This is a genomic window from Devosia sp. 1566 (genome assembly GCF_004005995.1).
Classification (GTDB): Bacteria; Pseudomonadota; Alphaproteobacteria; order Rhizobiales; family Devosiaceae; genus Devosia.
The window spans coordinates 907918-932860 of the sequence record NZ_CP034767.1; the positions used below are offsets into that span (position 1 = coordinate 907918).

General features: G+C 62.7%; 18 protein-coding genes. 11 read left to right on the top strand and 7 right to left on the bottom strand.

The features are described from left to right. Positions 1 to 3 precede the first annotated feature (3 nt). The gene (locus ELX51_RS04450; RefSeq protein ID WP_127752388.1) at positions 4 to 1410 is read left to right on the top strand and encodes an ATP-binding protein; all 1407 of its coding nucleotides are present in this window, start codon (positions 4 to 6) and stop codon (positions 1408 to 1410) included. A gap of 48 nt (positions 1411 to 1458) precedes the next feature. Beyond that, positions 1459 to 4341, top strand: coding sequence for a bifunctional [glutamine synthetase] adenylyltransferase/[glutamine synthetase]-adenylyl-L-tyrosine phosphorylase (locus ELX51_RS04455; protein WP_127752389.1), 2883 nt, complete (start codon positions 1459 to 1461; stop codon positions 4339 to 4341). A 4-nt stretch (positions 4342 to 4345) separates the two neighbouring features. Here ELX51_RS04455 and ELX51_RS04460 read toward each other — a convergent pair whose 3' ends face one another. Together ELX51_RS04460 and pepN are read right to left on the bottom strand one after the other, a co-directional pair. Beyond that, positions 4346 to 5869: a PAS domain-containing sensor histidine kinase gene (locus ELX51_RS04460; RefSeq protein WP_164854752.1), complete on the bottom strand. Its 1524-nt coding sequence runs from the start codon at positions 5867 to 5869 to the stop codon at positions 4346 to 4348. 301 nt (positions 5870 to 6170) lie between these two features. After that, complete coding sequence (gene pepN, locus ELX51_RS04465) at positions 6171 to 8807, bottom strand: aminopeptidase N (protein ID WP_127752391.1); 2637 nt, start codon at positions 8805 to 8807, stop codon at positions 6171 to 6173. Between the two features lie 269 nt (positions 8808 to 9076). Here pepN and ELX51_RS04470 point away from each other — a divergent pair, with 269 nt between their 5' ends. The 3 genes from ELX51_RS04470 (at position 9077) to ELX51_RS04480 (ending at position 14681) form a co-directional block, all read left to right on the top strand. Next, positions 9077 to 10927 carry an ABC transporter ATP-binding protein gene (locus tag ELX51_RS04470; RefSeq protein WP_127752392.1) on the top strand — a complete coding sequence of 617 codons (1851 nt, stop codon included), beginning with the start codon at positions 9077 to 9079 and terminating at the stop codon, positions 10925 to 10927. Positions 10928 to 11108: 181 nt separating this feature from the next. After that, on the top strand, positions 11109 to 13628 hold the full coding sequence (locus ELX51_RS04475; RefSeq protein ID WP_127752393.1) for a glycoside hydrolase family 2 protein: 2520 nt from the start codon (positions 11109 to 11111) through the stop codon (positions 13626 to 13628). 138 nt (positions 13629 to 13766) lie between these two features. Then, positions 13767 to 14681 (top strand): DMT family transporter, encoded by a 915-nt coding sequence (locus ELX51_RS04480; protein WP_164854753.1) that lies wholly within the window; start codon positions 13767 to 13769, stop codon positions 14679 to 14681. On the opposite strand, the gene ELX51_RS04485 is transcribed toward ELX51_RS04480, so the two are convergent. Further along, positions 14665 to 16056 (bottom strand): FGGY-family carbohydrate kinase, encoded by a 1392-nt coding sequence (locus tag ELX51_RS04485; RefSeq protein WP_127752395.1) that lies wholly within the window; start codon positions 16054 to 16056, stop codon positions 14665 to 14667. The two genes, ELX51_RS04480 and ELX51_RS04485, sit on opposite strands and share 17 nt — an antisense overlap. A gap of 139 nt (positions 16057 to 16195) precedes the next feature. Here ELX51_RS04485 and dusA point away from each other — a divergent pair, with 139 nt between their 5' ends. Next, positions 16196 to 17233, top strand: a complete 1038-nt coding sequence (gene dusA / locus ELX51_RS04490; RefSeq protein ID WP_127752396.1) for a tRNA dihydrouridine(20/20a) synthase DusA — start codon at positions 16196 to 16198, stop codon at positions 17231 to 17233. Here the strand turns inward: dusA and ELX51_RS04495 are convergent. Both ELX51_RS04495 and ELX51_RS04500 read right to left on the bottom strand, forming a co-directional pair. Next, entirely contained in the window at positions 17230 to 17916 is a 687-nt protein-coding gene (locus ELX51_RS04495; protein WP_127752397.1) for a TIGR02281 family clan AA aspartic protease, read from the bottom strand. The genes dusA and ELX51_RS04495 overlap by 4 nt on opposite strands. A gap of 64 nt (positions 17917 to 17980) precedes the next feature. Next, complete coding sequence (locus tag ELX51_RS04500) at positions 17981 to 18787, bottom strand: adenosylcobinamide-GDP ribazoletransferase (protein ID WP_127752398.1); 807 nt, start codon at positions 18785 to 18787, stop codon at positions 17981 to 17983. Between the two features lie 59 nt (positions 18788 to 18846). On the opposite strand from ELX51_RS04500, the gene cobT reads away from it, so the two are divergent. Beyond that, a complete protein-coding gene (gene cobT, locus ELX51_RS04505; protein ID WP_127752399.1) occupies positions 18847 to 19863 on the top strand; it encodes a nicotinate-nucleotide--dimethylbenzimidazole phosphoribosyltransferase in 1017 nt (338 codons plus the stop codon). Positions 19864 to 19885: 22 nt separating this feature from the next. On the opposite strand, the gene ELX51_RS04510 is transcribed toward cobT, so the two are convergent. Continuing rightward, a complete protein-coding gene (locus tag ELX51_RS04510) occupies positions 19886 to 21412 on the bottom strand; it encodes a HAMP domain-containing sensor histidine kinase (RefSeq protein WP_248305248.1) in 1527 nt (508 codons plus the stop codon). 125 nt (positions 21413 to 21537) lie between these two features. Between ELX51_RS04510 and ELX51_RS04515 the strand changes: the two genes are divergently transcribed. The 3 genes from ELX51_RS04515 (at position 21538) to ELX51_RS04525 (ending at position 23074) form a co-directional block, all read left to right on the top strand. Further along, positions 21538 to 22059, top strand: coding sequence for a thermonuclease family protein (locus ELX51_RS04515; RefSeq protein ID WP_127752400.1), 522 nt, complete (start codon positions 21538 to 21540; stop codon positions 22057 to 22059). 128 nt (positions 22060 to 22187) lie between these two features. After that, positions 22188 to 22667 carry an Lrp/AsnC family transcriptional regulator gene (locus ELX51_RS04520; protein WP_127755172.1) on the top strand — a complete coding sequence of 160 codons (480 nt, stop codon included), beginning with the start codon at positions 22188 to 22190 and terminating at the stop codon, positions 22665 to 22667. Positions 22668 to 22669: 2 nt separating this feature from the next. Continuing rightward, on the top strand, positions 22670 to 23074 hold the full coding sequence (locus ELX51_RS04525) for a VOC family protein (protein WP_127752401.1): 405 nt from the start codon (positions 22670 to 22672) through the stop codon (positions 23072 to 23074). Here ELX51_RS04525 and moaA read toward each other — a convergent pair. Further along, positions 23061 to 24074: a GTP 3',8-cyclase MoaA gene (gene moaA / locus ELX51_RS04530; protein ID WP_127752402.1), complete on the bottom strand. Its 1014-nt coding sequence runs from the start codon at positions 24072 to 24074 to the stop codon at positions 23061 to 23063. The genes ELX51_RS04525 and moaA overlap by 14 nt on opposite strands. Positions 24075 to 24229: 155 nt before the next feature. On the opposite strand from moaA, the gene rpiA reads away from it, so the two are divergent. Further along, the gene (gene rpiA, locus ELX51_RS04535; RefSeq protein ID WP_127755173.1) at positions 24230 to 24928 is read left to right on the top strand and encodes a ribose-5-phosphate isomerase RpiA; all 699 of its coding nucleotides are present in this window, start codon (positions 24230 to 24232) and stop codon (positions 24926 to 24928) included. The last annotated feature ends 15 nt before the right edge of the window (positions 24929 to 24943 follow it).

A 24943-nucleotide genomic window follows, 5' to 3' on the forward strand; every position in this document is an offset into this window, starting at 1 on the left:
CGCGTGCACCGTCTTGCCCAACTCTGGCGCACCTCCACGGTCCGGTTGACCGCCGCGTTTATCCTGATCTTCATCCTGTTTGCCGTGCTGCTGCTGGGCTTTATTACTTGGCAGTCCAGCGTGCAGATCCAGCGCCAGCAGGCTGATGATATCGATCGCGAAGTGCGCTTGTTCCAGCGGATCGATGCGAACCAGGGGCTTCGTGGCCTTGCCATAGCCGTGGACCGGCTGTCGCGCCAGCCGGGCCCGGGCGTATACTTCCTGGGCGACGCATCCGGCCAGTACCTGTTGGGCAATGTCGTGCAAATTCCCGCGGGAGTGCTGGTGGAGCCGGGCGTTTACAGCTTCGACTATGAACGGGCCAGCCCCTTGGGGGACGACGGCCAGTCCGATGCGGGTCCCCGCCGGGGCGTTGCTGTGGTGCGTTCGCTTGAACTCAGCAACGGGCTGCGGCTGGTGGTTGGCCGTGACGTGCTGGAACGGCGGGGCTATTCGGCCATCATTGTGCGAAGTTTCCTCGTAGGCGTCGCCGGAATCATCTTCTTTTCCATGGTGGCGGGGGGCCTCACCGCCAGAAGAGTGCTGCGGCGTATCGATTCCATCCGCGATACCTCGACCAAGATCATGTCGGGCAATCTCTCCGAGCGCGTGCCGATCACCCGGCGCAATGACGAATTCGATGGGCTGGCCACCAATCTCAACGCCATGCTCGACCGCATCGAGCAGTTGCTGCAGGGCCTCAAGGAAGTCACCGACAACGTCGCGCACGACCTAAAAACCCCGCTTACTCGCCTGCGCAATCAGGCAGAAGCGGCACTGCGCCCCGGGGCAAGCGACATGACTCGCGAGCAGGCACTCGAAACCACCATTGCAGAAAGCGATCGCCTGATCCGCACCTTCAACGCTCTTCTGATGATCGCCAGAGCGGAGGCGGGTGCCCCATCGGGCGCATTCGCTGAGGTCGATGTCAGCGCCGTCGTGACCGATCTGGCCGAGCTCTATGGCCCGGTGGCCGAGGACGAGGGAATTGCCGTCGAAACCGCAATTGCCCCATCCGTTCGCCTGAAGGGCAATCGCGAACTGATTGGGCAAGCTATGGTCAACCTGCTCGAGAACGCTTTGAAATATGCCAAGCCCGAGCAGGGCGGGCAGGGGCGGATCACCATCAGTTTGCGCGAAGAACGGGGGCGGGTCCTGATCGAGGTTGCCGATAATGGTCCCGGCATTGCAGAGGAAGATAGGCTGCGCGTTGTCGAGCGCTTTGTGCGATTGGAAAAAAGCCGGTCGGAACCGGGATCAGGGCTTGGGCTATCGCTGGTGGACGCGGTGGCGCGCCTGCATGGCGGCAGCTTCCGACTCGCCGACAATGCTCCTGGGGCGCGGGCGATCATCGACCTGCCTGCAGGGTGACGGGGACCGGCTTGCCGCGGCGAAACGTCCCATATATCACATAGGTTTATGGCTACTGCCCTCCAACAACTGCCCCCGACGCCAACGCCGCGCTTCGATGAATGGCTCGGCAGCCTTCCCGAGGCCGAGCGCGTTCCGCTGGCACTAGCTGCCAGTGCCCTTGGCCCTTTGCTCGAAACAGCGCCATATCTCTTGGGTCTAGCCCAAGCCAACGCGGGATGGTTGGGTCAGGCGCTGGGGCAAGTGCCAAATTCAGTGTTTCATGCCATCCTTGATGATGTCGCTGAGGCGGGGCGAACCGCGGCCGACGAAGCGGCGCTGGCGCCCATACTGCGTCGCGCCAAGGCGCGCACCGCCTTGTGGGCGGCGGTTACCGAAACGGGGCGAGCTCTAAGCACCGCACAGACCACTGCTGCCCTGTCCGACCTTGCCGATGCTGCCCTTGAAGCCGCACTGGACCTCTTGATGCGCCAGGCTGCGGGCCGGGGCTTGCTGGACATTCCAGTCGAGGAAGCGACGGCGGCCAATTCGGGCCTCGCCCTTTTCGCGCTGGGCAAGCATGGCGGACAGGAACTGAACTACTCTTCCGACATCGACATTGTCGCGTTTTTTGATCCGGAGAAAGGCGTGCTCGCTGAGCCGGCCGAAGCGACGAGGTTCTATTCACGCGTTGTGCAGCGGCTGATGGGACTGATCGAAGATCGCACGCCCGATGGTTATGTGTTCCGCACTGACCTGCGGCTGCGGCCCGATCCGGGTTCGACCCCGGTCGCGATCTCGGTTGATGCGGCCCTCGCCTATTATGAAAGCCGCGGGCAGAACTGGGAGCGGGCCGCCTGGATCAAGGCGCGAACTTGCGCCGGCGATGGGGAAGTTGGCGCCAGTTTCCTCAAGGAACTGGCGCCCTATATCTGGCGCAAGCATCTCGATTTCGCGACCATTGCCGATATCCAAGCCATGAAACGCCAGATCAACATTGCCAAGAACGTTGGCGAGATCCGCGTGGAAGGTCACAACGTCAAACTCGGGCGCGGCGGAATCCGCGAGATCGAGTTCTTCACCCAAACCCAACAACTGATTGCCGGCGGGCGCGACAAGAGCCTGCGCGCCAAACCTACGGTCCTCGCACTCGCGGCGCTGGCCGATGCCAATTGGATCACGCTCACGGCCGCTTCAGAGTTGAGCCACACCTATTGGTTCTTGCGCGCCGTGGAGAACCGGCTGCAGATGCTGCGGGATGAACAAACCCATACCATGCCGACCAATGCTGACGATCTGGCCAGCATTGCCCGGCTCATGGGAGAGGACAGCCTGCTGCGGTTTCAGGCCGAGTATCGTGCCGCACTCGAGCTGGTATCTTCCTACTATGGCGAGCTATTCACCGAAGGGGAGAGCCTGGGTAGTGCTGAAGGCAACCTAGTGTTTACCGGCAGCGATGATGACCCGGGCACGCTGGAAACCCTATCGCAGCTCGGCTTCACTGACCCTCATCTCGCGATCGCAACTGTTCGCAAGTGGCATTACGGCAGCTACCCTGCGACGCGTGCAGCGGCTGCCCGCGCCCATTTGACCGAGCTGCTCCCAGCGCTGTTGTCGACGCTTGGCGCTGCCGGCAATGCTGATCTGGCGCTGGCGCGGTTCGACAACTTCCTGTCCCGCCTACCCACGGGCGTGCAGCTCTTTGCCTTGCTGCGCACTCATGCCGATCTGCGCACCTTGCTGGTGCAAATGATGGCCTCGGCCCCCCGCATGGCCGAAGCGGTGATCCACCGCACCCATGTCATGGATGCCTTGATCGACCCCGCATTTGCCAGCGAAGTCACACATCGCGACGTGCTGATTTCCAAGGTCGATGCCTTCATGGCTGAAGCTCGCTCCTATGAGGAGAGCATCGATCGCGCCAGGATCATCGGACAGGAGCAGCGATTCCTGATTGCCGCGGGCTTGCTCTCGGGCACAGTGAGCGCGAAGGGTGCAGGTGAGCAGTTCACGGCCTTGGCCGAAACCCTGCTGAACCGCCTTTTCGCGACGGTTAAGGTCGAGTTCGAGCGCCGCCACGGCCGCATCAGTGACGGCCGGGTGGCGCTGCTAGCCTTCGGCAAAATGGCTAGCCGCGAGATGACAGCCACCTCCGACCTCGATTTCATCATGCTTTATGATGCTCCCGACGTGGAATCGGACGGCGACAAACCCCTCAGTGCCAGCCATTACTACACCCGGCTGACCCAGCGGCTGGTGGCCGCCATCAGCGCTCCGACAGCAGAGGGCGTGCTGTACCAGGCCGATATGCGCCTGCGCCCTTCCGGCAATGCCGGCCCGCTCGCCACCAGCTTGCACGGCTTTGTGGATTACCAGCTCGAACATGCCTGGACTTGGGAGCATCTCGCGCTCAGCCGCGCGCGCATAGTCTTTGCCGACGGCACCTTCGGCGAACAGATGAACGACGCCGTGGCCCGGGTGCTGGCAACGCGGCGTGACACCGCCAAGGTCATTGAGGATGTTCGTTCGATGCGGGCGTTGCTGGCCAAGGAACGGCCACCCCGCCACCCATTTGACCTTAAGCTCGCGGCGGGCGGACTGGTGGACCTGGAGTTCATCGCCCAGTCAGGGTTCCTGTCGGTCGGCTCCCAACTGGGCTTGCCGCAGGCGCTCACGGCGGAGGTGCTGACCCGGCTCGACGAGCTTGGCTTGCTGCCCAGCGGCACACGGCTCGCCCAGATCCATGGGCTTTATTCGGAAGTGATCCAGGTGATGAGCTCTGCCTTGCTCGACCCGTTCAAGGAGGAAGGCTGGAATGGGGCCTTCCGGGAATTGCTAGCGCAACTGACCCACTACCCCGATTTCAGCCGGCTTGAGCTGGATCTTGCTGAAATGCGCGCCGAGGTCTCGGCCGCAGCGCAGGCCTGGTACGAGCGAGCCGCAGCCCTATAGATGCCTATTCGGCCGCCCGAATGCCTTCTTCGCTGCGCAACGGCAGGGATATGGCCACCGTCGTGCCCAGGGAAGGGCTGGAGTCAATGGCCATGTGCCCGCCGCTGAGCTCGGCAATGGCGCGCGAAATCGAAATGCCAAGGCCGTGACCAACCCCTTCGCGAGTGAAGGTCGCGTCACCAAGGGCGAAAGGCTGGGAAAGACTGGCCAGCCGCTCCTCGTTCATGCCGAGCCCGGTATCGGTGATTTCAATAACAACGCCATCATGGGCAGCAAAGGCTGCCAGCGTGACTCGGCCCCCGCTCGGCGTGAAGCGGATCGCGTTCTCGACGATATTGCCGATCATGCGCAACAGCCCTAGGCGGTCGCCATGCACAACCGCGCCGCAACCTTCGCCGCGCACAAAGCTCAGCCCGGCTCGCGCAGTTTGTCCACGGAAGCGCTGCCCGACCTCGTCGAGGAGCTCGTCCACGCTGAGTGGATCGGAGCGCAGCATCTTCTGCCCGCCTTCAAGCTCCGCGAGATCAAGAATGGTCGCAAAGGAATCCAGCAGGTGTTCGCCAGAGGACTTGATCGACTGCACGTAATCCTTGTAGCGGCGATCGCCGAGCGGGCCATAAGCCTCATGCCGCATCAGTTCGGCAAAGCCGATGATGTGGTTGAGCGGCGTGCGTACGTCATGGCTGAGATGAGCCAGGAAATTGGTCTTGGAGCGGCTGGCGGCCTCGGCCTTGAGCTTTTCCTCATGATAGCGGCGGGCGAGCAGCCGCTGCTCCTCCCGGATGGAGTTCAGCAGTGAATCGGCTTTCTTGCGCTCGGTGACATCGGTCACGAGCGTAAGGAAATTGCCGTCGCCCAAGGGACGTTCCTCGATCAGCATGCAGCTGCCGTCTTCGCGATGCAGCTCCATCAAGCGGGTGTTGTCCGCGTCATTGACCAGCTTCATGTATCCGCCGGCAATCAGTCGCTTGACCATTTGGGGGTAGGTCACGCTTGTACCCTCCAGGTCCAGGCGCTCGCGGTACTGTTGATTGCAGACCACCAGCTGGCCCGATTTGGTCCAGCACGCCATCCCCATCGGCACAGCCGAAGCAAGGGTCTGGTAGACAAAACGCTGCATGCGATCGGGCATTTCGTTGAAGTGGCTGCGGCGCCAGGAGAGGCCTGTCATCAGCGCAGCCACGGCAAGGGCGGCCAGGGCCCGGACCAGCAGGCCGGGCCATATCAGGTCCTCATTGGCTTCAAGCAACAAGATACCGTGCTGACCAACGGGGAACTGCTCGCTGACGAGCGTTCTCTGGGGAGCAGTGGAAGGATCGGCGTGTAGCCGCGCATGAACGACACCGCCCGACAGCCTTACCGCTTGTTGCAGCTGCGGCAACGGAGCGGTGGTTGCGGCAATCTCGTCTGCCATCAATGCGCCGATGGCGGTCAGGTCGCGACGGGCCTCATCAAGGGTCCTTGCCGTGTCATAGATAATGAAAAGCGTCGCGGCCAGGATGGCGGTGAGTGCGACGGTCCTCGTCACGGGCGAAACCTTGCGGAAAAGGGACCCTGTATGGGTGTTCTCGCCTTCTGGCCGATGAGCTGAATTCTGACCTTTGCCCACGCTGAATCCATCAGCGCCGACGCCGGATTGCTCCGCCGACCGCATGAATAACTCCGTAATGTGAGGCTAATTGCCCCGACCGATACCCTTAACGAACAATGAATCAGGCGGTGGCAGCTTGTCCATACCTCTCCGGCCAGCGCTAAAGCGAGACCCGCCAAAAGGCGAGTCTCTTGAATCACTTAGCGACGGAGAAATATTCTTCCACAGGAACGTGCATTTAGCTTCCCAACATGCGGGAAAGTATGTCAGCCGTGTTGCGGCTCAGCTCGGTCGAGGCCTGCAACTGCCGGAGCGCAGAGTGTGCTGCCTCGCGCCGGTTTGGCTCCAGATTTTGCCAGATTCTGAAGCCTGTCAGCACCCGCGCAGCCACCTGCGGATTGACCGAATCCACCTCCGCCACGAAGTCCGTAACGAAGCGGAAACCAGCGCCGTCAGCACGGGCAAACTGAGTCGGGTTGCCCATCGCAAATGTCCCCACAAGCGAGCGCAAGCGATTCGGATTGGTCTTGGGGAAGCTGGGATCGGCAAGGATGGCACGCATGCGCTCGATCACCCCATCATCGGTGGCGCTGGCCGAAACACTGAGCCATTTGTCAAACACCAAAGGGTCCCCGGCAAAGCGCAGGCGGAAGTCAGCTAGAAGGGCAGGGGCGTCGGCGGTCCACTGCGAACCGCTGACCGCGAGCGCCGCCAGCCGATCGGTCATGTTGGTGGCTTCATGGTACTGCCGGGCTGCGAGCGCGGCCCCATCGGGGCTCGCCTGGACCAGGATGGACAGCAGGCGATTGCGCAAGGATCGCTGCCCCGACTGCGCCGTTGTGGGGGCATAAGTCTCCGTGATGGCGAGACCCTGGTAAGCCGCCTGCAGCATTGCAGCGACCGGTCCGAAGACTGCGCCGATCAAAGCCTGGCGCACCTGATGGACGCGGTCCGGATCTACATCCCGGCCGATGGCCCGGGCCACAAGCGACTCGTCGGGCAGACCAAGCGCCTGCGCCTTGAAGGCGTGGTCGAGCCCGGGGTCACCCAGCGTCTCCATCATGGCTTCGCGCAGTGCGGAGACCGCTTCATCGCGCCAGGTCGTGCCTTGGGCAGCTGCCACCATCAATTCGGTGCTGACCGATTGCAGCGCTTCCCAGCGGTTAAACGGATCGCTGTCATGCCGGGCCAGGAACAGATTGTCCGCCGCGGACCGGTCGGCATGGACCTGCACCGGCGCGGAAAAACCACGGAACAAGGAAGGAATGGGCGGGTTGGCGACCCCGCTGAACTCGATGACCGCTGTTTCGGTGTCGAGGATGATGAGGTCGTCGCGCACCGTTCCGCCAGATACGCCTGTCCAGCTTAGTTCGCTTCCGTTGGGTCCGAGCAGGCCGAACTTGACAGGGATGACCAGCGGCGACTTCTCCGGTTGCCCGGGAGTTGGTGCGGTGTGTTGCTTGAGGGTCAGCCGATAGGTGCGACTGATGGGATCATAGCTGTCTGAAACCGTGACCTGAGGGGTGCCAGCCTGCAGATACCAGATCTTGAATTGCTCCAGATCGATATCGTTGGCTTCCGAGAAGACCGCGAGGAAAGCCTCGATAGTCGTGGCTTCACCATCGTGCCGCTGGAAATAGAGGTCCATGCCCTTGCGGAACCCGGCTTCGCCCAAGAGGGTCGCCAGCATCCGCACGATTTCGGCACCCTTCTCGTAGACGGTGGTCGTGTAGAAGTTGTTGATTTCGCGATATTGGTCGGGGCGGGGTGGATGGGCCAGCGGCCCACCATCTTCGGGAAACTGCGACACGCGCAAATTCTGCACGTCATGGATCCGCTGCACCGGACGGCTGCGCTCGTCCGAGGAAAACTCCTGGTCCCGGTAAACCGTTAACCCTTCCTTGAGGCAAAGCTGGAACCAGTCGCGACAGGTAATGCGATTGCCCGTCCAGTTGTGGAAGTATTCGTGAGCGATGACGCGCTCGATCGAAGCGTAATTGGCGTCGCTGGCCGTGTCCGGCCGGGCAAACACCAGCCGATCGTTGAAGATGTTGAGGCCCTTGTTTTCCATGGCGCCGAAGTTGAAATCCGACACCGCGACGATGTTGAAGATGTCGAGGTCGTATTCGCGCCCAAACCGCTTCTCGTCCCAGGCCATCGAGCGCTTGAGGCTGTCCATGGCCCAGCCGCACTGGTCTTCCTTGCCTGGCTCGCAATAGATCGCCAGTTCCACCTTGCGGCCGGACATGGTGGTGAAGCTGTCGCTGATCGAGCCGAGCTTGCCGGCAACAAGGGCAAAGAGGTAGGCCGGCTTGGGGAAGGGGTCCTCCCAAACCGCATAATGCAGGCCGTCGCCAGCGTCACCGCGCTCCATCAGATTGCCGTTGGAGAGCAGCACCGGTGCCACGGCCTCCGGCGCCGTTATGCGCACCTTGAATGTGGCGAGGTTGTCGGGGCGATCGAGGTAATAGGTGATGCGCCGAAAGCCCTCGGGCTCACACTGCGTGCACCAGGTCCCGTTAGAGCGATAAAGCCCCATTAACTTGGTGTTCTTTTCCGGCCGCAGGGTGACCTCGGTTTCCAGCACAAACCGACGCAGTGGCGGCTCAACGAGAGTCATCCCGTTGGCATCGGCTGCATAGGCAGCCTCCACCAGCGGCAAGCCGTCGAGGGCCACCGATTGCAGCCGCAAACCGTCGCCATCCAGCACCAGCGGCGTGCCTGCAGCCGTGTCCGGGCGTGGCTCGATCGTCAGCAGCGAGCGAACGCGCGTCCCCTCTTCGAGGATGCGAAAATCCAGGTCTACCGCCGTGATGCGATAAGGACTGGGCGCGTAATCTTTGAGATAGATAGTGTGCTCGGTTTCAGTACGCATGATTTCGGTCCAGGTGTGAACCTTAGTCTTCAATCGATTGTGGCCGTGCCGCAACAGCAGACTTCGGTTAGATATGCGATCAGTGCGGCTCGCGGCCGCCTCCCTCCTTCTACGTCAAATTGGACGTCAATGGGGAGGGAAACCAGTTATGTGGCTGGCGTCCCGCGCAAGATTTCCCCCGGTTGACGTTGCAGCGTCATCTATTTCTGGGACTCAGCGTCGTGACAGGGCGCTCTTGAACGTCTGTTGCTTGTTGAAGGGGTGACCGCATGTTGCGCTGGTTTGAACAACGTCTGAACCCATATCCTGCCGAAGAGCCCAGTGAACCACCCCGTGGGTTGCTCGCTTTTTGCCTGTATTACAGCCGTGGCGCCAAGAAGTGGCTCGCCCTGATGGCTGTGACCGCAGCGCTCATCGCAGCGGGCGAAATCTTGCTGTTCGGCTTTATCGGCGATGTGGTGAACTGGCTGGCCGACGCGGACCCCCAGACTTTCCTGGCCACAGATGGCTGGAAGCTGGCCATCATGGGCGCGATCGTCGTTCTCGTGCTGCCGGGGCTGGTGTTGCTCTCAACGCTCACCATGCACCAGACACTCCTCGGCAATTTCCCCCAGCGCATCCGCTGGATGAGCCATCGTTATCTCATCCGCCAGTCGATGAGCTACTTCCAGGACGAGTTTGCCGGGCGCATCGGCGCCAAGCTGATGCAGACCTCGCTCGCCGTGCGCGAAGTGGTGATGAAGCTGCTCGACATGCTGGTCTATGTGAGCGTTTATTTCACCGGCGCGGTCGTGCTCGCCGCATCGACCGACTGGCGGCTGGCACTACCGTTCTTGGGCTGGGTCGTCTGCTACATCCTGTTGATGTGGTATTTCATTCCGCGCCTAGGCAAAATTTCCGAGCAGCAGGCCGATGCCCGCTCGACCATGACCGGCCGCATCGTCGACAGCTATACCAATATCGCGACCGTCAAGCTGTTCTCCCATTCCAATCGGGAGGAGCGTTATGCCCGCGAGGCAATGGATGGCTTCTTGGACACGGTTTATCGGCAGATGCGCATGTTCACCGTGCTCAATGTGGCCGTGAATTTCTCGAACGCGCTGCTGCTGTTTTTCGTTGGTGCCACCGGCATCTATCTGTGGTTGCAGGGAACCATGTCCCCAGGCGCTTTGGCGGTGTCGCTGGGGCTCGTGATGCGCTTTCAGGGCATGAGCCAGTGGGTGATGTGGGAAATGTCGGCGCTGTTCGAAAATATCGGCACGGTGCGCGACGGCATTGCTTCGATCTCGCTGCCGCGGGTGGTATCGGATGCCGAAGGCGCCAAGCCAATCGGCAAGGTGACCGGCGACATCCGCTTTGAAAATGTGAGCTTCCACTATGGCAAAGACAGCGGTGTCATCGACGGTTTAAACCTGCACATCCGGCCCGGCGAGAAGATCGGTCTGATCGGCCGCTCGGGCGCCGGCAAGTCCACCATCGTCAACCTGCTGCTCAGGTTCTACGATCGGCAGGGCGGCAGCATCCTAATCGACGGCAAGGATATCGCCGCCGTCACCCAGGACTCATTACGCGCCAATATCGGCGTTGTGACCCAGGACACATCCTTGCTGCACCGGTCAGTGCGCGACAACATCGCCTATGGCCGTCCTGACGCGACCGACGCCGAAATCCGCCAGGCCGCTGAACTGGCGGAGGCCGCCGACTTTATCGAAACCCTGAGCGATGCGCAGGGCCGCACAGGCTACGACGCCCATGTTGGCGAGCGCGGGGTGAAATTGTCCGGCGGCCAAAGACAGCGCATCGCCATTGCGCGGGTGCTGCTAAAGAACGCGCCAATCCTGGTGCTCGACGAAGCCACTTCCGCGCTCGACAGCGAGGTGGAAGCTGCCATCCAGAGCCAGCTGCAACTGCTGATGCGGGGCAAGACCGTGATCGCCATTGCCCACCGGCTTTCGACCATTGCTGCCATGGATCGGCTCGTGGTGCTCGACCATGGACGGGTAGTCGAGCAGGGCACCCATGCCGAGCTGCTCGAGCAGGGCGGGCTTTACGCTCAACTCTGGCAGCGGCAATCCGGCGGCTTCATCGAAGCCGAACAAAGCGAAGAGGCCGCTCAGTAGAGCGGCCTCTTGGCCGGCATGCCCGTGCCGGCGCTCCTAAAATTATTCTGCGCCTCGACGGAAAAACTCTTGCACAGCCAGACCACCCCCATTGGAGCTATCCGGCAGACTCTGTAGAAGGCTGAAATCGATTGCAGCGGTGCTTTCGCTGCTTTGAACGACGTCTACTGGGAGGAACCGGATGTCCACTGCCGCCGCTTATTCTGTGCTTGAACTTGGAGGGACATTCCGCCTTTCCTCGCCGACCTATCACACCTCGGTTCTCATCACCTTGCCTGGCGACGTGCATGGCGCCCTGCTGGCGAATGGGGAGATCCCTGATCCCTATTTTGGCGAGAACGAGAAGGAGGTCATGTGGGTCAATCGGACCGAATGGTCGGTCGAGCGCAGCTTTGAAGCAAGTGCGGCTGATGTTGATGGCTATCTGACCCTGACTTTGGCCGAGGTGGACTGCATCGCCACCATTTTCCTCAACGGTGAAGCGATTGCCCGCACCGATAATTCCTTTGTTCGCCACGACATCGATGTGACCGGCAAGGTCCGGGAAGGCAGCAACACGCTGCGCATCGAATTTGCCGTAACGCGCGATGTGGCCAAGGCGCGCGCCGAAGCGCATCCATTTCCGCTGCCCTTTACCAAGAACTACCAGACCAATGGCCTGGAGGGCATTCACCTCAATTTCGTGCGCAAGGCCCAATGCCATGCCGGCTGGGACTGGGGCATTTGCCTGATGCCGATCGGCATTTATGGCACGATGCAGCTGCGCCGCTCGCGCCTCGCGCGTCAGGAAAGCGTGCAGGTCGATCAGCTGCACAGCCATGGCGCTGTTGAGCTGACCATCCGCACCCGCATCTTCGCCTTCACCGCCGGCGAGGTGTCGATCAGTCACGCAATCGATGGGCAGAGCATTCGCGAAACCGTGCCCGTCCACCGCGGCGAAAACCTGCTCATCCATGGTGTTCGCATTGAAAACCCGCGCCTGTGGTGGCCGGATGGGCAGGGCGAGCAGCCCCTTTATGAGCTGGAAACCGAGCTCGATGGCGAGCGCACCACCCGCAAGCTTGGCTTGCGGCAGCTCGAATGGGTGGTCGAGCCCGATGAGATCGACCACACCTTCAAGTGCCGTATCAATGGGCGCGACATCACCATGATGGGGGCCAACTGGATCCCGGCGGATGCCATTCCAAGCCGCATTACGCCTGAGGTTATTCGCGATCTGCTGGGCAGCGCCAAGGCCGCGAATATGAATATGCTGCGGATCTGGGGCGGTGGGCAGTATGAGCCCGATTGCTTCTATGATCTGTGCGATGAGCTTGGGATCCTCATCTGGCACGACTTCATGTTTGCCTGCATGAGCTATCCGTCCGATCGGGCGTTCCTTGCGAGCGTGCGCGAGGAGGTGACCCAGCAGGTGCGCCGGCTGTCCCATCACGCCTGTATTGCCTTGTGGTGCGGGGACAATGAGGTGATCGGCTCGCTGGGCTGGTACCCGGAAACGCGTGCCGCGCCAGAGCGTTACGTGGCGAACTATGACCGGCTCAACCACATGCTCGGCACCATTGTCGAGGACGAGGATCCGGCCCGCCGGTTCTGGCCCTCATCGCCCTCAATGGGTTATCTCGATTTCTCTGATGGCTGGCATGCCGATACGCGGGGCGACACGCATTACTGGGATGTCTGGCATTCGGCCAAGGCCTTTGAGGCCTATCGGACGGTCAATCCGCGGTTTGCTTCCGAGTTCGGCTTCCAGTCGTTCACCTCGATGAACGTCATTGAAACGTTCTCTGAACAGAAAGACAGGAATCCCTCTTCGCCCGTGATGGAGAACCATCAGCGCAATGACGGGGGCAATGCGCGCATCCTCGAGACCATGACGCGCTACTTCCGCTTCCCGCGCGATTTCGACCAGATGGTGTTCCTGTCCCAGATCCAGCAGGGCCTGGCGATGAAGACCGCCATCGAATACTGGCGCTCGACCAAGCCGCGCTGCATGGGCACGCTTTATTGGCAGATCAACGATATCTGGCCGGTCGCGAGCTGGGCGAGCCTTGATTACGGCGGGCAGTGGAAGCTGCTGCAGTATATGGCGAAGCGCTTCTTCTTGCCGGTGAACGTCGTCGCGGTACCCCGGCATGCAGAACTCAAGACCAATTCGCGCGGGCTGCCGGTCGAGGGTGCGGCGCCAACGCAGATCGTGCTCAAGGCCGTCAACGATACCGCGGCCGAGGTGACGATCAGCCTCGAAGTCCGGGCGGTCAAGGTCGGCGGGGGCGATCGAGTGGTGTTCTCCGGCAGCAGCGCTGTTGGCCCGGATGCTGCAATGGCTGTGGCGACGCTCGACGTTGCCGATCTCGCCGCCGACGAGTTCCTGTTGTTCACCTGGCGCGATGCGGCCGGCAAGGTGCTGGGCGAGAATGATTACTTCCCCAAGCCCTACAAGGCCTATGAGCTGCCGCCCGTAGCGGTGTCGGCCAGCTGGGCCGAGGGCCCCGCCGGCCCGGTGCTGACCCTTGAGGCCGATAAGCCCGGCCTGTTCACCACCGTGACGGTCGATCAGCCCGGCTATTTCTCCGACAACGCCATCACCCTGCTGCCGGGTCGGCCCACAGTGCTGGGCTTTACGCCTCGCCATGGCGGCAAGTTCAGCGCCAAGGAGCTTGCGGCCACGCTCAGCATCCGCACGCTGGCAGATACCTTCTAGCTCCGGCCAGCCCCTTGTCTCGTGGCAAGGGGCTGACTCTTCAGCCCTGTTCGCGCCCGGATCAATGGTTGACAGGGCGCGGTGGGTGCGGCCAACCTGCCGATGCCGCGTTCTCCTGCGGCGCTCCGGATCCGCTCCATGTCGACGACTATTGCTCCCCTCGAGGAGCGCCGCCTGTTTGGCATCGGCCTCGTGCTGTGCGCCAATCTGCTGTTTACCTGCCTGGATGGCTCAGCCAAATGGCTCGGCCTGGTTGGCTTGCCGGCGATGCAGATCATCTTTGCCCGCTATTTCGTGCACCTCGTAATTGTTTCAGCGGTCAACCTGCCCAAGGGTGGTCGCGATCTGGTGCGCACCGCCAATCTCCGGATCCAGATCGTGCGGGCGCTGGCGCTGCTCGGATCGAGCCTGTGTAACTTCACGGCGGTGCGCTATCTGCCACTGACGGTCACCGGTGCCATCGGCTTTACGACACCGCTGATCATCTGCCTGCTCTCGGTGGTGTTCCTGCACGAGCAGGTGGGCTGGCGGCGCTGGACCGCCATTGGCGTGGGGTTCATCGGCATCCTGATCATTGTCCATCCGGGCAGTGAAGCCTTCCAACCGGCCACGCTGCTGTCGCTCGCCGGTGCTGGGTTCTACGGGGCCTATGTGCTGCTGACCCGGCGCCTGGCGGGGGTGGACTCGGCCGCGACCCAGCAGTTCTATACCGGCGCCGTGGCAGTGGTCTTGCTGTTGCCCTTCGCCTTTGCCGATTGGATCTGGCCAACGACAACGCTCGATTGGGTGGTTTTTGCCGCTGTCGGCGTGATTGGTTTCCTGGGGCACCAGTTCGTAACGGTGGCACATCGTTTTGCGCCGGCCTCGACCCTCGCGCCGTTCTCCTATGTGCAGATCATCTTCATCGCCGCACTGAGCTGGATCGTCTTCAACCAGCCGCCCGATATCTGGTTCTTGCTTGGCGCCCCCATCGTCGTGGGCAGCGGCTTTTACATCTGGCTGCGCGAGCGGGCCCTGTCCAAGCCCGTGGGTCCCGTCACCGAGCAACGCTGACGGGGCGGGCCGCCATGGCTCGCTCGCGCCAGGTGGCGGCATAGGCGTCCAATAGGGGCAGGGCCAAGGGGGCGATGGGCTTTCCGCGGCTCGAGCCCGGCTTAGCGCCGCCAAACAACATGCTGGCTCCAAGACTGGTGCCAGTGCTGTCGGCCGAAGCGCTGACCGGCACGCCGGTGAGCTGGGCAAGCGCCGCCGCGAACAGCCCATTGCGCGCAAAGGGGCCCTCGATGATGATCTCCTCGCCCAGCCCGCAGAGTTCGAAGCAGGTCTGCGTCACCAAGGCGAGATAGAGCGCGGTGGCAGCCGATCGTTCGCCCGGCGACAAGCGGTCGGGATTGGTGGTCCAGCGCCCCGTAGCAGCCGGGAAGGGGCCAACGCCGGGAGCAAAGCTGGGCAGGGCCTGGATGTCGCCGGCGATCACCGCATGGAGCTCGGCGCTTGTGGGTTCGACATAGGTGCCGACAAGAGCGTCAAATTCCCGACCGCCCATGAAGCGGGCGGTGGGTACGGGCCGGCCGAACGCGTCCACATTGGCGAGGCTGTCGCGCCGCTCATCGAGCCCTTGGGTCTTGCCGCCGATGGTCATGGCGATGGTCCAGGTGCCGGTGGAAAGGATCGTGACCGGCGCCTGCTGTCGACCGAGATGCGGCAGCAGCGAAGCGTTGGAGTCGTGAATGCCTGAGGTGACCGGGGTGTCCGGCGGCAGTCCGGTCTGGGCGCTGATCTCTGCCTTGATCGTACCGATAATGCTCGCGGCAGGGCGGATGGGTGCGAAAAGTTTTTCCAACCCCTGGCTGGTCACCAGCGATGAGAACTTGCCCTGCGCCGGCGCCCACAGATCGGTGTGGCAGCCAAGCGAGGTGACCTCGCTGGCGAGAACCCCGGTGAGCCGCCAGGCCCAGTATTGCGGATAGGGCAGGATATGGTTCACGCCGGCAAACGCATCGGGGAAGCTGCGGGCTTGCCAGAAGAGCTGCGCCCCCAGGTTCAGTCCACCGGGCAGACTCGGCGACAATGTCTCGGCAAAGCCGGGGCGTACAGCCCGGTACTGGGTGGAGAGGGCATCGGGCCCGGCATATTCATAATCCAGTACGGGGAGGGCCAGCTCGCTCCCGGACAGCAGGGCCGCCGTCGCGCCATGCGTGGTGATCGAAATCCCCTCGATGCCGTGCTCGGCATGCAATGCTTGAAGGCTCGCGAGGATAAAGGACCAAAGCCGGTCCAGATCGGCATGGGGGTAGGGCCCGTCGCGGACCACGCTGTTGGGCGTGCTGCGGCTCGCCACTTGTGCAGCGTTCACCGTGTCGATCAGCACCAATTTGGCGTTGGTCTTGCCAATATCGATGACGGCTACCAGTCGAGGATCGGGCATTGCAGCAGTTCCAAGCAGACCCTCCTGCAGTACTGCAGAAGATAGAAGCGCGCTAGCTGGCGCTATTGGCACCGCAGTTTTGAGGGCCCGGTGTGCCCTTGGCGGTTGAAGAACGCGGGCAAGCGCGTAAATAGGGCCCATGAACACTGCCCTTTCGCCAGCACAAGTCCCCACCGAACCCTTCTCGCTGCGCGAAGCTCGCCGCTTTTCCGTGGCACCGATGATGGAATGGACTGACCCCAGGTGTCGCTATTTTCACCGGCTGCTGACGAAGCGCGCGTTGCTGTTCACCGAAATGGTGACGAGCGCGGCGCTGGTGCATGGTGATGCGAGCCGGCACTTGCGGCTCGATCCGGTTGAGCAGCCGGTGGCCGTGCAACTTGGTGGGTCGGACCCGCACGAGCTTGCGGCCGCCACGCGCCTTGCGGATGCGGCAGGTTTCGCCGAGATCAATCTGAATGTGGGATGCCCCTCTGATCGGGTGCAATCGGGCCGGTTCGGCGCCTGCCTGATGGCCGAGCCGGGACTGGTTGCGCAATGCGTGCGGGCCATGCGCGATGCCACCGATCGGCCAGTGACGGTCAAGTGCCGCATCGGTATCGACGATCAGGACACCAAAACCGGTTTGGATCGCTTTGCCGATGCCATGGTGGAAGCCGGCGTTGACGCGCTTTACGTGCATGCCCGCAAGGCGTGGCTGAAGGGCCTGTCACCCAAGGAAAACCGCACCATCCCACCACTGGACTATGATCGGGTGTATCGGCTGCGGGCACGCCTATCGCCGCTGCCGGTGATGATCAACGGTGGCATCGAGACCCTGGAACAGGCGGAGGCTCATCTCGCCCATACCGACGGGGTGATGCTGGGGCGGGCCGCCTATCATACGCCCATGCTGCTGGCCGAGGTGGATCAACGCTTCTTTGGCGCCAGCGAGCCGAGGCCCGGGCTTGCCGAAGTAATGCAGGCAATGGCCGACTATGCCGCCCGCGAGCGCGCCACCGGGATGCGGGTCAATGCCGTGACCCGCCATATGCTGGGCCTGGCCAATGGACTGCCGGGGGCGCGGCAGTTCCGGCAGATTCTGAGCGTTGATGCCTGCCGGGCAGGGGCGGACGAAGGCGTCATCCTGCGCGCGCTCGATGCCCTCGAAGCTTCGGCGCTGCGGATGGCTGGCTAGTCGACCAGTTCGAGCGAGTTCTGGGACACGCTGTAGCGGCTCAGGGTTTCGAGATAAGTCATGCCCAGGAGACTGGTCTCGAGCGCATTGCGCTCGGCCACAAAGGCCGTGACCCCCTCGCGCACAATGCCGCCCACTTCGATCTGATCGAGCCGCACCCGCGCCGCCTGACCAGTGCCGTTGGCGGTGGCGACGGGGATCGAGTAGCGCAGCCGGCTGGTGTCGATGCCGGCGGCTTCCGCATCGGCTTCGGTCAAGACCACCGCGCTGGCGCCCGTATCGAAGATCATCGGGGTGGTGTGGCCGTTGATCGTGGCGGCGATTTCGAAATGTCCGCCCATGCCGCGCCGGAAGGTGGCGATACCACGCTCGGCATCCACGACGGCAACCCCCGGGCGCAACTCGCCGGCGACCCGCCCGGCAATGCCCACCAGCTCATCGCGATAGCTATAGGAGACGGCCGCTATGGCAAAGATCGCGACCCATAGACCAATGGCGCCAAAGAGCTCGGACGCGCGCCGGCGCCGGCCAAAGGCGCCGCCGGCAAAAACAACGAGCAGAATTAAGAGAGGCAGGAGTTGGGCTGTTTGCGCCTGGGTGAGGCCCAGAAGGGCACCCGCATCACTGCTCACGAGAGCGGCCAGGCCAACAGCAACCAGAAGGGCGATGCCGATAAAGATCATGCCTGCGCCCTGTTCCTAGCTGTGCAAATCATCTCACAGCATAAAGGAAAACTCGGGGGCGATTTCAAGGCCCGGCGGCAAAGCACACGAGAACCGCGAGCACCACAATCTCGAGGAGCGCGACGAGGCCACCCACGACGTCGCCGGTTTGACCGCCCAGCAAACGCCGGCAAAGCCCCGCCCAGGCAACGGTGGCGACGCCAGCAAGCAGCGCGGCGAGGAGGGGAGGGAGCCAGCTGCCCAAGGGCCAGGTGCTGAGGGTGAACAGCACCAGGGCGAGGGCCAGCCCTATGGCAAACGCAGGACCGCTGAGACTACCGGCCGTGGCCGAGGCACCGTCGCGCCGGGCGGGTGGCAGGGCCACGGCGAGCCACAATGCTCCCGAGCGGGCTAGCACTTGCGCCCCTAGCCAGAGGGTGGCGGCTCCAAGCGGATCGACAGCGGCAAGGCTCGCCAGCGCCGCGACCCGCATCAGGAGCAAAAGGCAAAGGGCAGCGACGCCATAGGTGCCGTGCCGGCTATCCTTCATGATCTCGAGCCGGCGCTCGACAGTTTGGCCGCCGAACAGCCCGTCGGCACTGTCTGCCAGCGCATCCTCGGCCATGGCGCCGCCGGCAACCACCAGCACGGCAACGGCAAGAGCGGCGGCAAGCAAGGGCGGCATGCCCAAATGCGGGGCGACAAAGAGCGTGAAAGCCGGTGCAAGCCCGATCAGGATGCTGGCGAGCGGCAGAACCGGGGCCATGCGATCGAGCTGTGGCAGCTCATGGGGTGCAGATCCGGTGGGCAGGCGCGAAAAGAAGCGGATGGCCATCAGCAGATCGGCCGGCACGGTGGGCCAGCGGCGCGGTCGCGCTCCGTTCAATTGCATTTCGCTCCCATCTGCGCCAGAAGTCCGGCCTTCCCTACCACTCGTTGTCCGGTTTCTCCATGCCCCTACACCCAGCCTATGCCGATGTGCTCGAACTGTTGACGATCCTGCCCGAAGGCGACGAGCAGGCAGTCAGCGCAGTGCGTGAGCGCGAGCGGCACCTGACCAAGCCCGCGGGGTCGATGGGCAAGCTTGAGGATCTGGTGGAATTCCTGGCGCGCTGGCAGGGGCGGGCCAAGCCGCGGCTCGACAATCCCATGGTTACGATCTTTGCCGGCAATCATGGGGTGACCGACCAAGGCGTATCGGCGTTTCCGCGCGAAGTGACAGCGCAGATGGTGGCCAATTTCACCGAAGGGGGCGCCGCGATCTCCCAGATCTGCGCCCTGCACGAGATCAATCTGCGCGTGTTCGAACTGGCGCTGGAACTGCCCACGGGCGACATCACGCAAACGGCGGCGCTCGACGACAAGATGTGCGCGGCCACCATCGCCTATGGCATGGAAGCGATCGCTGGCAAGCCCGACCTGATCTGCATCGGGGAAATGGGCATCGGCAATACCACCGTGGCGGCTGCGATCTATGCGGCCCTATACGGCGGCAGCGGGCGCGACTGGGTCGGGCGCGGCACCGGGGTGGACGATGCCGGCTTGGCGCGCAAGGCCGATGCCGTGGACCGCGCGCTGGCTTTGCACAAGAGCGACCTGGATCATCCGCTGGCGATCCTTGCTCGGCTTGGCGGCCGCGAGATTGCGGCCATGCTGGGGGCGATCATTGCCGCGCGCCATCAAAAGGTGCCGGTGATCGTGGACGGCTTTGTGGCAACGTCAGCGGCGGCGATCGCCCATGCCGTGCATCCCAATGCGATCGATCATTGCCTCTTTGCCCATGTTTCGGCCGAGCCGGGGCACCGCCGGGCACTTGAAGCCATGGGGCAAACCGGGCTGCTCGATCTTGGGATGCGGCTGGGGGAGGGGAGTGGCGCCGCCCTGGCCGCAGTGCTGGCCAAGACCGCGCTGCACCTGCATAACAACATGGCAACCTTTGAAAGCGCGGCGGTCACGGACCGCGCCTGAGGGCCAAAGACGCCGAAGCGGGTTAGCCCGCTTCGGAATAGATCTGCAGCCGGTCTTTTTTCTGCACTACTGGCGCCAGGGCATCCATGACCCGGGCGCGGGGGAAGGTCGCGATCACTTCGGTGCCGAAGCGCACTTTGGAGAAGAGATCAAAGCGCCCCTGGTGCAGTTCCATGATCTTCTGGACGATCGGCAGCCCAAGCCCCGCGCCTTGCTCGGCGGTCTTTTGCGCCAGCGAACCCTGGCCGAAGGAGGACAGCACGGTGGCAATCTCGTCCTCGGGGATGCCGGGGCCGTTGTCCTTGACTGAGATCAGCTGCCCGCCATCGCCGCTGCGAGTCACGACGAGAGTGATCTTGCCGTTCTGGGGCGTAAACTTGATGGCATTGCTGAGCAGGTTCAGGATCACCTGGCGGATGGCGCGCTCATCGCCCCACAGCCGCGGCAGGTTGTTCCCTACATTGAACACCAGCTCGATGCCCTTAGCCTTGGCGCGCAGTTCCATCATGCGGCGGCAATCGGCGGCGATATCGACCAGCGAGACGATCTCTTCATTGAGCTCATATTTGCCCGCCTCGATGCGGCTGAGATCGAGCAGCTCGTTGATGAGATTTAGCAGGTGCTGGCCGCTGGCGTGAATGTCGCCGGCATATTCCTTGTATTGCGGCACCTGATGGGGGCCCAGCAATTCGGACTGCAGCACTTCGGAAAAGCCGATGATCGCGTTAAGCGGCGTGCGCAATTCGTGGCTCATCGTCGCGAGGAACTGCGACTTGGCGATGTTGGCCTGCTCGGCATGGCGGCGGGCTTCATCGGACATGTGCCGGGCTTCTTCGAGTTCGCCGATCAGCGTATCTTTTTCCGCCTGGTGCGTGACGGTTTCGAGTTCGGACGCGTGCAGCTGGCGCGCAAGGTAAACAAAGAAAACTTCGCCACAAACCGCTACGGCCGCCAGCATGAAGTTGAGCGTGCCGCCCAGAGCGATGAGGTTGATCGAGACGGTGAGCGTCACCGGCAGCGTGCTCATCAAGGTGGCGGGCGGCAGGGTGTGGGTGGCCACGGCATTGGCCGCCACGCTCACCAGCACCATGGCAAACATCACCGGCGTCAGGCTCTCGGGACTGGCTACCAAGGTAAAGAGGGCCAGCAGCGACCAGGCGAGACCATAAACAGTCTCGCAGGCGACAAAGCTTGCCGTCCACTGACCGGCATTGAACTTGGCGGGATCACTCGCCTTGAAGCGCCGCGCGACCAGCACGATCACGAGAAGGCTGAGCAGGACTGTCCCTGCCCAGAGCGTGGCAAAGAGCGGCGGCACCCAGAAACTGGAAACAAAGGACAGGATGACCACGATGGCGGCCATTGGCAATGCCGCAGCGAGCCGGGCGCTGGCATAGTCATGCAGCAGCTCGAAATCGAACGCCGCGCGGGTGCCCGAACTGGACGTCAGGCGTTGGCGCGCATCCAGCACGGTCTTTTGTGCGTTGCGCTTGGTGTCACGCCCCATAAGCGAGCGGACGTCAGCGTCGATCGTGGCCCAGGACGGCATTGAACTCTTACTCGGTACTAAGTGATGCGAACCAGAAACGCATTCGCTACGCTCACAGCTGAACACTAGCGATGGCGTAGTTAACGGGCGGTGAAGTCCTGAATCGATATCTAAGGCAAAGGCGAGTGTTCGCCGGACGACGCGGCTCGCTGGCGGCAATGGTGATCCTTGCGCTCGTGGCGGTGTTGGCCGCATGGCTCGAGCCCGATCTCCCGCCGGTGGGCGGCGCCGGGCGCGCCAGCGATGGGGACAGTTTGCGCTTGGGCGAGCAACGTGTCCGTTTGCTCGGCCTCGACGCTCCCGAACTCAACCAGACCTGTCGCCGCGACGGAGCGAACTGGCCCTGCGGACAAGCGGCCCGCGACCGCATGGCGCAATTGCTGCGCTCGGGTGATCTCGACTGCCGCCCCGAAGGCCGGGACAAATATGATCGCTTGCTCGCGCGCTGCAGCATCGGATCCCAGGATCTTGGCGGCCGGATGGTCGCCGAAGGTTGGGCGCTTTCGTCGGGTGACTATGATCGCGAGCAAAGGGCCGCTCAGGCCGCCGGGCTGGGTATCTGGAGCGGCTCCTTCGTGCCGCCACGCGAATGGCGGGACCAGCAGGATCGTCCCGAGGCGGTCTGGGACTGGTTGCCGTTCTTCTAGGCGTTGAGGTTAGCTGGCTGCTTGCGCAAGATTATTGCGGCGCTCGCTGGAATGTGGCAGTTAATAACCTAAATTGGGCCGGCAAACCGGCCGGAGACGGAATAGGTTTTCGCGGGGGCGAGATGGCGCTGGACAAGATCGATCGTAAAATACTGACCTTGCTGCAGAAAGACGCTACCATGCCGGTCGCTGAAATCGGCCGCAAAGTGGGGCTGTCGACGACCCCATGCTGGCGCCGCATTCAGAAAATGGAAGAAGAAGGCGTGATCAAGCGGCGCGTTGCCGTTCTGGATCCCGTCAAGGTCAATGCCGGGGTCACGGTGTTCGTGTCGGTCAAGACCAATGAGCACAGCGAAGGCTGGCTGCGCAAGTTCGCGGCGGTTGTCGAAGATTTCGCCGAGGTGGTCGAGTTCTATCGCATGAGCGGAGACATCGATTATCTCCTGCGCATCGTGGTGCCCGATATCGCCGCCTACGACACCTTCTACAAAAAGCTCATCACCAAGATCGCCCTCACCGATGTGAGCTCGAGCTTCGCCATGGAGCAGATCAAGTACACGACCGCCTTGCCGCTGGACTTCGCCCTCGTTGTCGATGACGATAAATAGCCATGCTGCAGGGGTTCGAACATATCGGCATGACTTCGGGCGATCTTGATCGCACCATCTGGTTCTATTGCGATCTGCTGGGATTGCGCCTGCATCTGCGCAAGCCGGCATCCTCTGGCGAAGTGGCCTTCCTTGATGCCGGCGGCGGCATGCTCGAAATCTTCGCGCCGGCCGAGCCGGTGACCCGAGCCCAGGATGTGCCGCCGCAAACGGCTGGTATGCGCCACATGACCTTTGCCTTCTCCGACATCGACCCGGTGGTGCAACGGCTCGAGGAAGAGGGGCTCGAAATCATCGAGCGTCCACGGCTCGCGCACAACCAAGACGTGTTCAAGCGGGTGGCGTTCTGCCGTGATCCTGATGGGATCATCGTCGAACTCGCGGAACGGGCGGCTAGCCGCCCGTAACCGACATGTGCCGCCCCAGTGCCGGTGCTGGCCGGGCCCGGTCGATCACGAAGTCATGGCCCTTGGGCTTGATCAGCATGGCATGGTCCAGCGCCGCATCGAGCGCTTCAGCACCGCCCTCGCGCAGCGCGTCGCGGAGATTAACCTGATCTTCCTGCCCGAGGCAGAGGAACAGCTGGCCAGTCGCGGTCAGGCGGACCCGGTTGCAGCTTTCGCAGAAATTGTGGCTCATCGGGGTGATGAAGCCCAGAACGCCCCCAGTTTCAGCGACATGCATATAGCGGGCGGGGCCACCGGTACGCTGGTCGAGCTTGCTCAAGGTCCAGCGGCGAGCCAGCCGGTCGCGTAGCTCACGCAGGGGCAGATAGCTGTCGACCCTGTCGAGCCCAACTTCCCCCAATGGCATGCCTTCGATCAGTGTCAGGCCCATGCCCCGGCCATGCGCCCACTCCATCATGGGCTCGATCTCGTCTTCGTTGACGCCGCGCATCGCCACCATGTTGATCTTGATCTGCAGGCCCGCCGCTTGCGCGGCGTCAATGCCGGCCATCACATCGGCCATCCGGCCGCGGCGAGTGATTTGCGCAAAGCGGTCCGGATCAAGGGTATCGAGGGACACATTGATCCGCCGCATGCCCGCCTTGAAGAGGTCGCCGGCAAAACGGCTGAGCTGACTGCCATTGGTGGTCATGGTCAGCTCTTCAAGGCCATGCTCGAGATGTCGGGCCAGGCTGCGCACCAGATCAAGAATGTCGCGCCGCACCAGGGGTTCGCCGCCCGTCAGGCGCAGCTTGGTGACGCCGCGTTGCACGAAAGCGGCGGCAATGGTCTCGATTTCCTCAAAGCTCAGCACTTCCCGCTTGGGCAGGAAGGTCATGTTTTCCGCCATGCAATAAACGCAGCGGAGATCGCACCGGTCCGTGACCGAGATGCGCAAATAGGAAATATGGCGGCCGAAGCGATCAACAAGCGGTCGCGCAACGGAGACGGGGCTGGTCATGGCGCCAACCTAATCGTCTTCGCGCTCATTTCAAAGCGTGCTCGCCCGGAATTGCTTGGGCCGCAGCATTGATCCCTCTGGCGACCTGCTTTGGTCTGGGTTGACACGGGGCAGTATTGCCCGGCATCACCGCCGCAAAAGAAGGGGATGTGCCGGTGAGCGATGATCTGAAACGAGAAGCGGCTCGCATGGCCTTGTCGCAGGTTCAACCCGGCATGCGGCTCGGCCTGGGCACCGGTTCGACCGCTTGGCACTTTGTTGATCTGCTCGGCGAGAAAGTGGCCCAGGGCTTCGAGTGCATCTGCGTGCCCACTTCGGAGCGCACCGCCGAGCAGGCGATGGGCCTCGGCATCGCGCTCAGCGACCTTGATCATCTCGATCGCCTTGACCTCACCGTCGACGGTGCCGACGAGATCGACCCCCACCTCAATTTGATCAAGGGCGCCGGCGGGGCGTTGCTGCGCGAAAAGATCGTAGCGGCGGCCTCGGATGCAATGATCGTGATCGCTGATGGGTCCAAGGTTGTGGAGCAATTGGGCAGGTTTGCACTTCCGGTGGAGGTCAACGCCTTTGGTTTCGGCGCCACGATGCGAGCCCTCAACGCCGTAATGACTGCCCATGGCGCCGAGGGCCAAGCCAAGCTGCGCCATACTGCCGACGGTCAGGCCTACCATACGGATGGCGGTCACCTGATCGTTGATGCTTGTTTTGGCCGCATTTCGACGCCAGAAGCGCTGTCGCGCGATCTCCTTGACATACCAGGGGTGGTGCAGCATGGGCTTTTTCTTAACATGTGCAAAACCGCTTATGTGGCGACGCCGGATGGCGTAAGAACCATGCAGCGCGGGGACTGACCAACAGCGAGGTTC